This is a genomic window from Saccharopolyspora soli, from assembly GCF_022678645.1.
In the GTDB taxonomy this organism is placed as follows: Bacteria; Actinomycetota; Actinomycetes; order Mycobacteriales; family Pseudonocardiaceae; genus Saccharopolyspora; species Saccharopolyspora soli.
This window is the reverse complement of record NZ_JALBWV010000169.1, coordinates 1-1,126: the sequence shown is the minus strand read 5'-3', so window position 1 is coordinate 1,126 and position 1,126 is coordinate 1. Positions and strand designations below refer to the sequence as shown.

The following is a 1,126-nucleotide window of genomic DNA, read 5'->3' as shown; positions in this document are numbered from 1 at the left end:
CGTCGAATGCGGTGCTCTCCGCGACCGAACGCCACTCCTCGAGCTCGGCGCGGATGGCGTCGAGCCGCTCGGTGACCCGCGCGACGCAGTCCGCGCCCAGCTGCAGTCGGACCGGCTGCTGCTCGGCCTCGGAGACGTCGGCGATCACCGCGGCCAGCTTTGCCGGGTCGCCCGCCTGCTGGTGGTTGTTTTCAGTGGCCCATCGGCGGGTGCCGCCCGAGGTCTCCCGGTAGTCGTCGATCTCGGTGGCGGCGGTGGCCAGCGAACTGCCGTCGAGGAAGTCGGTGCGGAACACGCCCGGCTCGACGATCGTGACCTGTACGCCGAGCGGGGCGAGCTCCTGGCGCAGTGCCTCCGAGATGCCCTCGACGGCGTACTTCGTGCCGCCGTAGACGCCCCAGCCCTGGCCGACTGCGATTCCGCCGACGGAGCTCAGGTTGAAGATCCGGCCGGAACGCTGCCGACGCATGATCGGCAGCACCGCCCGGGTGACGTCGAGCAGGCCGAAAACGTTGGTGTCAAACACCGAGCGGACCTCGGCGTCGGTGGCCTCCTCGACTGCGCCGAGCAGGCCGCGGCCGGCGTTGTTGACCAGCACGTCGATCCGGCCGAACCGTTGCACCGCTAGTTCGACAGCCCCGGCGGCCTGGGCCTCGTCGGTGACGTCGAGGGGCGCGACGGCCAGTGCGTCGCCTGCGTTGGGCAACGCCTCGGTCACCGACTCCGGCCGCCGGGCCGTGGCAACGACCTGGTGCCCCCGGGTCAGCGCCTCTCGCACGACGTGCGCTCCGAAGCCCTTGGACGCACCGGTCACGAACCACACGGACATCTCTTCACTTCCCTTCTGGTGAGCTCTCTGCGCGAACAGGTTTACGAAACCAACAAGTACGAAATTATGCACTGGGCCCCGTGGCGCGCGAACCTGGGCGTCGTCGGCGTGTCCATGCGGGTTGTCGAATATTGCGCGTCCAGTACATCGAACCGGCCTGATATTGCAAGTTATCCGCGTAGTGTGACCGGGCGGACCCGACGGGAGAACGCTCTCGTCCGATCCGGCCTGTCCTGCTGGTGAACTCTTCGATCCATTTACTTGTCTAAACAGTATCGTAACTATACCGTCGTTGGT

1 protein-coding gene is annotated in these 1,126 nt (G+C 67.1%); it reads right to left on the bottom strand.

Features of this window, described 5'->3' with window-relative positions; translation table 11 throughout:
* Positions 1–829 (bottom strand): oxidoreductase (locus MOQ72_RS44120; RefSeq protein WP_242192035.1); only part of this gene is annotated, 829 nt, incomplete at its 3' end.
* Positions 830–1,126 lie beyond the last annotated feature (297 nt).